The organism is Gordonia malaquae NBRC 108250, from assembly GCF_000344135.1.
GTDB lineage: Bacteria > Actinomycetota > Actinomycetes > Mycobacteriales > Mycobacteriaceae > Gordonia > Gordonia malaquae.
This window is the reverse complement of the sequence record NZ_BAOP01000007.1, coordinates 183,916-192,144: the sequence shown is the minus strand read 5'-3', so window position 1 is coordinate 192,144 and position 8,229 is coordinate 183,916. Positions and strand designations below refer to the sequence as shown.

Genomic DNA, 8,229 nt, shown 5'->3' with positions numbered 1-8,229 from the left:
CAGGTGACGTGCGATCAGCTCGCTGAAGCAGCGTCGACCTCGGAGCCCGGCTCAGGAGCCCCCACGTCGGCAGAAGGCTCCGCAGCGGGTTGCTCGACGGGTTCCTCAGACGGTCTCGACGGCTCAGTGACCGTCGTGTCGTCGGCGCCGGACTCGTCTGCGCCGGCCACCATCGTCGTAACCTCTGCTTCCGGCGCCTCAGAGTCGTCGGTCGCGTCGGTGGAACCGTCGACCACAGGCGTCTCCGTATCCGTCTCACCGCCGGTGGCGGGCTCGTCGACCTTCGGTTTCGCGGTCACCGCACCGACGATGTCACCGACGCCCTTGAGGTCGTCGACGATAGTCACCGACTTGAAGTAGTCACTGAGCATCCCGATCGGGTCGAACGCACCAACGTCGTCCGGTCTGTCGATTCTGTTACCCAACGTCGGATTCCGGCTGGCACAGATTTGCCGACTCCAAGGTTGCATGCACAAATCTGTGCCAGCGCCGACTGCCGAGACGAAAGAACCCCCGTCCGACGAATCGGGCGGGGGTTCTTCGTGAACTCAGGTCAGCGGAAGTCGCTGCCGAAGCCGTAGTCGTCCAGCGGAACGGCGGCACCGCTCGGAGCGCCGAAGGGGCTGTCCGGGCTGTAGTAGGTGTCGTCGTACGTAGGCAGCGCGTACGCGGCGGCACGAGCTTCCTCGGTCGGCTGAACCTGGATGTTCCGGTACCGGTCGATGCCGGTGCCGGCCGGGATCAGCTTACCGATGATCACATTCTCCTTGAGGCCCACGAGCTTGTCGCTGCGGCTGTTGATGGCCGCATCGGTGAGCACGCGAGTGGTCTCCTGGAACGACGCCGCCGACAGCCACGAGTCCGTCGCGAGCGACGCCTTCGTGATGCCCATGAGGACGGGGCGACCCGATGCGGGCTCGCCGCCCTCGGCGACGACACCGCGGTTGGCGGCCTCGAACTCGGCGCGCTCGGTGAGCGAACCGGGCAGGAACTCGGTGGCGCCGGAGTCGATGATCGTCACGCGACGCAGCATCTGGCGGACGATCGTCTCGACGTGCTTGTCGTGGATCGACACGCCCTGGCTCCGGTACACCTCCTGGACCTCGTTGACGAGGTGGATCTGCACCTGACGGGGACCCATCACACGCAGAACCTCGTGCGGATCGGCGGCGCCCTCCATGAGCTGCTGGCCGACCTCGACGTGATCGCCGTGGGCGAGCAGACGCTCGGTGCCGTCCTCGTGCTTGAAGACGCGCATGCGCTGACGCTTCGAGATCTTGTCGTAGACGACCTCGTCGCTGCCGTCGTCGGGAACGATGGTGATCTTGTAGAAACGATCGTCGTCCTCGATGTTGACGCGGCCGGACACCTCGGCGATCGGAGCCTTGCCCTTGGGGACGCGGGCCTCGAACAGCTCGGTGACGCGCGGAAGACCACCGGTGATGTCGTCACCGACGCCACCCTGGTGGAAGGTACGCATCGTCAGCTGCGTGCCGGGCTCACCGATCGACTGAGCCGCGATGATGCCGACGGCCTCGCCGATGTCGACGAGCTTGCCGGTGGCCATCGAACGGCCGTAGCAGTGAGCACACACGCCGGTGCCGGTGGCACAGGTGAGGACCGAACGGACCTTCACCTCGGTGACGCCTGCGGCGAGGAGTGCCTCGATCGCCGGGTCGCCCAGGTCGTGGCCCTTCTCGATGACGACGTTGCCTGCAGCGTCCAGCGCGTCGACCGCGAGCGTACGAGCGTACGCCGAGGTCTCGACGTGGGCGTCACGGATGATCGTGCCGTCGGCCGACTTCTCAGCCAGCGGGACCAGGATGCCGCGCTCGGTGCCACAGTCGGTCTCGCGGACGATGACGTCCTGCGACACGTCGACGAGACGACGGGTCAGGTAGCCCGAGTCTGCGGTACGCAGAGCCGTGTCGGCCAGGCCCTTACGAGCGCCGTGCGTGTTGATGAAGTACTCGGCGACGGTCAGACCCTCACGGAACGACGACTTGATCGGACGCGGGATGAACTCACCCTTCGGGTTCGTCACCAGGCCCTTCATGCCCGAGAGGTTACGCACCTGGGTCATGTTGCCCGTTGCGCCCGACTTCGGGATCATCGTGATCGGGTTGTCCTCGGGGTAGTAGTCCTCGAGTGCCTTACCGACCTCTTCAGTCGCCTGCTTCCAGATCTCGACCAGAGCGTCACGACGCTCGTCGGAGGTCAGACCACCGCGCTGGAACTTGCGCTCCAGGCCGTCGGCACGCTCCTCGTAACGCTCGAGGATCTCGGCCTTGGCCGGCGGCACGAGGACGTCCGACATCGAGACGGTCACGCCCGAACGGGTCGCCCAGTAGAAGCCGACGTCCTTCATCTTGTCGACGGTCTGTGCGACGACGATCATCGGGTAGCGCTCGGCGAGATCGTTGATGATCACGGCCTGACGCTTCTTCGGCATCTGCTCGTCGATGAACGGGTAGTCGTGCGGGAGCAGTTCGTTGAACAGCACGCGACCCAGGGTGGTGGTGGTCTCCCACGCACTTCCGCGACGCCAGCCCTCGGGGAACAGCTCCGCCTCGACGTCCGCGGACGGACGCTGATCGGTCAGGCGGATCTTGATCGTCGCCTGGATGCTCAGCGCACCGCGGTCGACTGCCATGATCGCCTCGGCCGGGCTGGAGTACACACCGCGCTCGACGTCGTCTGCCGAACCCTCGGTGTACTCGCCGACCTGGCCCGGCTTCTGGGTGGTCAGGTAGTACAGGCCGGTCACCATGTCCAGACGCGGCATGGCGAGCGGACGGCCCGACGCAGGCGACAGGATGTTGTTCGACGACAGCATCAGGATGCGTGCCTCGGCCTGCGCCTCCGCGGACAGCGGGAGGTGCACGGCCATCTGGTCACCGTCGAAGTCGGCGTTGAACGCTTCACAGACGAGCGGGTGCAGCTGGATGGCCTTGCCCTCCACGAGCTGCGGCTCGAACGCCTGGATGCCCAGACGGTGCAGCGTGGGAGCACGGTTCAGCAGCACGGGATGCTCGGCGATGACCTCTTCGAGGACGTCCCACACGGCGGGGCGCTGACGCTCCACCATCCGCTTGGCCGACTTGATGTTCTGCGCCTGGTTCAGGTCGACGAGTCGCTTCATCACGAACGGCTTGAACAGTTCGAGGGCCATCAGCTTCGGCAGACCGCACTGGTGCAGCTTGAGCTGCGGGCCGACGACGATGACCGAACGGCCCGAGTAGTCGACACGCTTGCCGAGGAGGTTCTGACGGAAACGACCCTGCTTGCCCTTGAGCAGGTCGCTCAGGGACTTCAGCGGGCGGTTGCCCGGTCCGGTGACCGGGCGTCCGCGACGACCGTTGTCGAACAGTGCGTCGACCGACTCCTGCAGCATGCGCTTCTCGTTGTTCACGATGATCTCGGGTGCACCGAGATCGATGAGGCGCTTGAGGCGGTTGTTGCGGTTGATGACGCGGCGGTACAGGTCGTTCAGGTCGGACGTGGCGAAGCGGCCACCGTCGAGCTGGACCATCGGACGCAGCTCCGGCGGAATCACCGGAACGGCCTCGAGGACCATCGCCTGCGGCGAGTTGCCCGAACGCTGGAACGCTGCGACGACCTTCAGTCGCTTGAGCGCGCGCAGCTTCTTCTGGCCCTTGCCCGAACGGATCGTCTCGCGCAGCGACTCGGCCTCAGCGTCGATGTCGAACGTCTCGAGCAGCTTCTTGATGGCCTCGGCGCCCATCGAGCCTGCGAAGTACTCGCCGAAGCGGTCTTCGAGCTCGCGGTACAGACGCTCGTCGACGATCAGCTCGCCGGGCGACAGCTTGACGAACTTGTCCCAGATCTCGTCGAGTGCCTCGACCTCGCGGTTCGCGTGGTCGCGCATGCGCTTGAGCTCACGCTCGCCCGCGTCGCGGACCTTGCGCTTGGCGTCGGCCTTGGCGCCTTCGGCCTCCAGCTCGGCCAGGTCGGCTTCGAGCTTGCTCTGGCGCTCGGCCAGTGCCACCTCGAGGTCGTCCATGATGGCCTTGCGCTCGACGCCGATCTCGGCCTCGCGAGTCGACAGTTCTGCGTGGCGCAGTTCGTCGTCCACCGAGGTGATGACGTACGCGGCGAAGTAGATGATCTTCTCGAGATCCTTCGGCGCGAGGTCGAGCAGGTAGCCGAGACGGCTCGGCACGCCCTTGAAGTACCAGATGTGCGTGACCGGAGCGGCCAGCTCGATGTGGCCCATGCGCTCACGGCGCACCTTGGCCTTGGTCACCTCGACACCGCAGCGTTCACAGATGATGCCCTTGAAGCGGACGCGCTTGTACTTGCCGCAGTAGCACTCCCAGTCCCGGGTGGGGCCGAAGATCTTCTCGCAGAAGAGTCCGTCCTTCTCGGGCTTCAGGGTGCGGTAGTTGATGGTCTCCGGCTTCTTGACCTCACCGTACGACCAGTTGTGGATGTCGTCGGCCGTGGCAAGACCGATCTTCAGTTCGTCGAAAAAGTTGACGTCGAGCACGTGTTACCTTTCAGAGCTCTCTGGGTTCACCGGGGTGAACCCCGTCGTAAGTGGTGAGGGTCAGTTGGCGAGATCGTCGACAGTGGCGTTCTCGTTGCGCGACAGGTTGATGCCGAGGTTGGCAGCAGCGCGCTCGAGATCCTCGTCGTCCGAGTCGGCCATCTCGATGGCGGCGCCGTCCGACGACAGCACCTCCACATTCAGGCACAGCGACTGGAGCTCCTTGAGGAGCACCTTGAACGACTCGGGGATGCCCGGCTCCGGGATGTTCTCGCCCTTGACGATCGCCTCGTAGACCTTCACGCGGCCGACGACGTCGTCCGACTTGATGGTCAGCAGTTCCTGCAGGGTGTATGCGGCGCCGTACGCCTGCATCGCCCAGCACTCCATCTCACCGAAGCGCTGTCCACCGAACTGCGCCTTACCACCGAGCGGCTGCTGCGTGATCATCGAGTACGGACCGGTCGAACGAGCGTGGATCTTGTCGTCGACCAGGTGGTGCAGCTTGATGATGTACATGTAGCCGACCGACACCGGGTACGGGAACGGCTCGCCGGAACGACCGTCGAACAGCGTCGCCTTGCCGTCGGGGCCGACCATGACGTCGCCGTCGCGGTTCGGGAGCGTCGAGCCGAGCAGACCTGCCAGCTCGTCGTCCTTGGCGCCGTCGAACACCGGGGTGGCGGTGTTCGTGTTCGGCTCGGCCGACAGCATGTCGGCGGGCAGGCGCTTGGCCCACTCCTCCTCCAGCTGTGCCGTGTCGATATTCCAGCCTGCCTTGGCGACCCACCCGAGGTGCGTCTCCAGGATCTGGCCGATGTTCATACGACGCGGAACACCGTGGGTGTTCAGGATGATGTCGACAGGCGTGCCGTCGGGCAGGAACGGCATGTCCTCCTGCGGGAGGATCTTGCCGATGACGCCCTTGTTGCCGTGGCGGCCTGCGAGCTTGTCGCCGTCCTGGATCTTGCGCTTCTGCGCGACGTAGACGCGGACGAGCTCGTTGACGCCGGGCGCCAGATCGTCGTCGTCGTCTCGGCTGAAGACGCGGACGCCGATGACCTTGCCGGTCTCACCGTGGGGCACCTTGAGGGACGTGTCGCGGACCTCGCGAGCCTTCTCACCGAAGATCGCGCGGAGCAGACGCTCCTCCGGGGTCAGCTCGGTCTCGCCCTTCGGCGTGACCTTGCCGACCAGCACGTCGCCGTCGCGGACCTCGGCGCCGATGCGCACGATGCCACGCTCGTCGAGGTCGGCGAGGACCTCATCGGAGACGTTCGGGATGTCACGAGTGATCTCCTCGGCACCGAGCTTGGTGTCGCGGGCGTCGATCTCGTGCTCCTCGATGTGGATCGAGGTGAGAGTGTCCTCTTCCACGAGGCGCTGCGACAGGATGATCGCGTCCTCGTAGTTGTGGCCCTCCCACGGCATGATCGCCACGAGCAGGTTCTTGCCGAGCGCCATCTCGCCCTGATCGGTGCAGGGGCCGTCGGCGAGGACCTGGCCGGCCTCGACACGCTGGCCTTCGTCCACGATCGGGACCTGGTTGGCGCAGGTGCCGTGGTTCGAACGCTCGAACTTGCGCAGACGGAAGCTGTCACGCGTGCCGTCGTCGGCCATCACGGTGATGAAGTCGGCCGAGACCTCCTCCACCACACCGGTCTTGCCGGTGACGATGACATCGCCGGCGTCGACGGCGGCACGGAGTTCCATGCCGGTGCCGACCAGCGGCGACTCGCTGCGAACCAGCGGCACCGCCTGACGCTGCATGTTGGCGCCCATCAGGGCACGGTTCGCGTCGTCGTGCTCGAGGAACGGAATCATCGCGGTTGCGACGGAGACCATCTGGCGAGGCGAGACGTCGAGCAGTTCGACCGAGCCGGCCGGGACGAACTCGACCTCGGCGCCCTTGAGGCGAACGAGAACACGCTCGTCGGTGATGCGACCGTCGGCGTCGTAGTTCGTGTTCGCCTGACCGATGAGGTAACGATCCTCTTCGTCAGCGGTCATGTAGGCGATCTCGTCTGTGACGACACCGTCGACGACCTTGCGGTACGGCGTCTCGATGAAACCGAACGGGTTCACGCGGGCGTACACCGACAGCGAACCGATCAGGCCGATGTTCGGGCCTTCCGGGGTCTCGATCGGGCACATGCGGCCGTAGTGCGACGGGTGGACGTCTCGGACTTCGAGGCCTGCGCGCTCACGCGACAGACCGCCGGGGCCCAGTGCAGACAGGCGACGCTTGTGCGTCAGACCCGACAGCGGGTTGTTCTGGTCCATGAACTGCGACAGCTGGCTGGTTCCGAAGAACTCCTTGATCGCCGCCACGACGGGACGGATGTTGATCAGGGTCTGCGGGGTGATCGCCTCGGCGTCCTGGGTGGTCATGCGCTCGCGCACAACACGCTCCATACGCGACAGGCCCACGCGGATCTGGTTCTGGATCAGCTCGCCGACCGTGCGGAGACGACGGTTGCCGAAGTGGTCGATGTCGTCGACCTCGACGGGAACCTCGACGCCGCCGGGGACGGTCATGTTCGAGATGTGGTTCGGATCGGCCTCATGCAGGCGCACCAGGTACTCGACAGTCGCGATGATGTCTTCGCGGGTCAGGACCGACTCGCCGAACATCGGGTTCGCGGTGAGGCCGAGCTTCTTGTTGATCTTGTAGCGACCGACGCGTGCGAGGTCGTAGCGCTTCTCGCGGAAGAACAGGTTCTCCAGCAGGCTCTCCGCGGACTCCTTGGTCGGCGGCTCGCCCGGGCGCAGCTTGCGGTACACCTCGAGGAGCGCTTCGTCCTGGTTGGACGTGGAGTCCTTCTCGAGCGTCGACATGAGGATCTCGGAGAAGCCGAAGCGCTCGGTGATCTCCTCACGCGTCATGCCCAGGGCCTGCAGCAGCACGGTGACGGGCTGGCGGCGCTTGCGGTCGATGCGGACACCCACGGTGTCGCGCTTGTCGACGTCGAACTCGAGCCAGGCGCCACGGCCCGGGATGACCTTCACGGAGTGGAGGGTCTTCTCGGTGGCCTTGTCGATGCTGGCGTCGAAGTACACGCCGGGGCTGCGGACGAGCTGGCTGACCACGACACGCTCGGTGCCGTTGATGACGAAGCTGCCCTTGTCGGTCATGATCGGGAAGTCGCCCATGAAGACGGTCTGCGACTTGATCTCGCCCGTGTTGTTGTTGATGAACTCAGCGGTGACGAAGAGCGGCGCCGCGTAGGTCATGTCCTTGTCTTTGCACTCGTCGACCGAGGCCTTGACCTCGTCGAAGTGCGGATCAGAGAAGGACAGCGACATCGAGGACGAGAAGTCCTCGATGGGCGAGAGTTCGCGGAGGACTTCCTCGAGTCCGCCGACCGGGTTCTCTTCCCCGCGGGCGATCGCCTTGGCGCGCCATTCAGGCGTACCGACGAGCCAATCGAACGAGTCGAGCTGGACGTCCAGCAGACCCGGAACCTCCAGAGGCTCGTCGATCTTGGCGAATGAGGCGCGGTGCGGTGCGCCCGGGATGATACCCGCTGTGGTTGAGGTGGACTGGCGGTCGAGAGCCAAGATGCGTCCTTCCAACACGAAGTTTCTCGGTGCGTGGCGTAGTAGCCATTGGCCGTGGGGCCACGTGCGTGGCGAAACAACCTGAAGAGAGAACGTGTGACCAGGACGATCACCTTGGTGATCGGCGGATCAACGAACAGCAGACAGGAGGCAGCCAG

The 8,229-nt window shown here is 65.3% G+C and carries 3 protein-coding genes; all 3 read right to left on the bottom strand.

Going from position 1 to position 8,229, the window contains the following annotated elements; genetic code table 11:
- Positions 1–14 precede the first annotated feature (14 nt).
- Entirely contained in the window at positions 15–347 is a 333-nt protein-coding gene (locus GM1_RS06815) for a hypothetical protein (protein ID WP_169332774.1), read from the bottom strand.
- A 206-nt stretch (positions 348–553) separates the two neighbouring features.
- Positions 554–4,510, bottom strand: coding sequence for a DNA-directed RNA polymerase subunit beta' (locus tag GM1_RS06810; RefSeq protein ID WP_008377552.1), 3,957 nt, complete (start codon positions 4,508–4,510; stop codon positions 554–556).
- 60 nt (positions 4,511–4,570) lie between these two features.
- Positions 4,571–8,071, bottom strand: coding sequence for a DNA-directed RNA polymerase subunit beta (gene rpoB, locus GM1_RS06805; protein WP_008377551.1), 3,501 nt, complete (start codon positions 8,069–8,071; stop codon positions 4,571–4,573).
- Positions 8,072–8,229 lie beyond the last annotated feature (158 nt).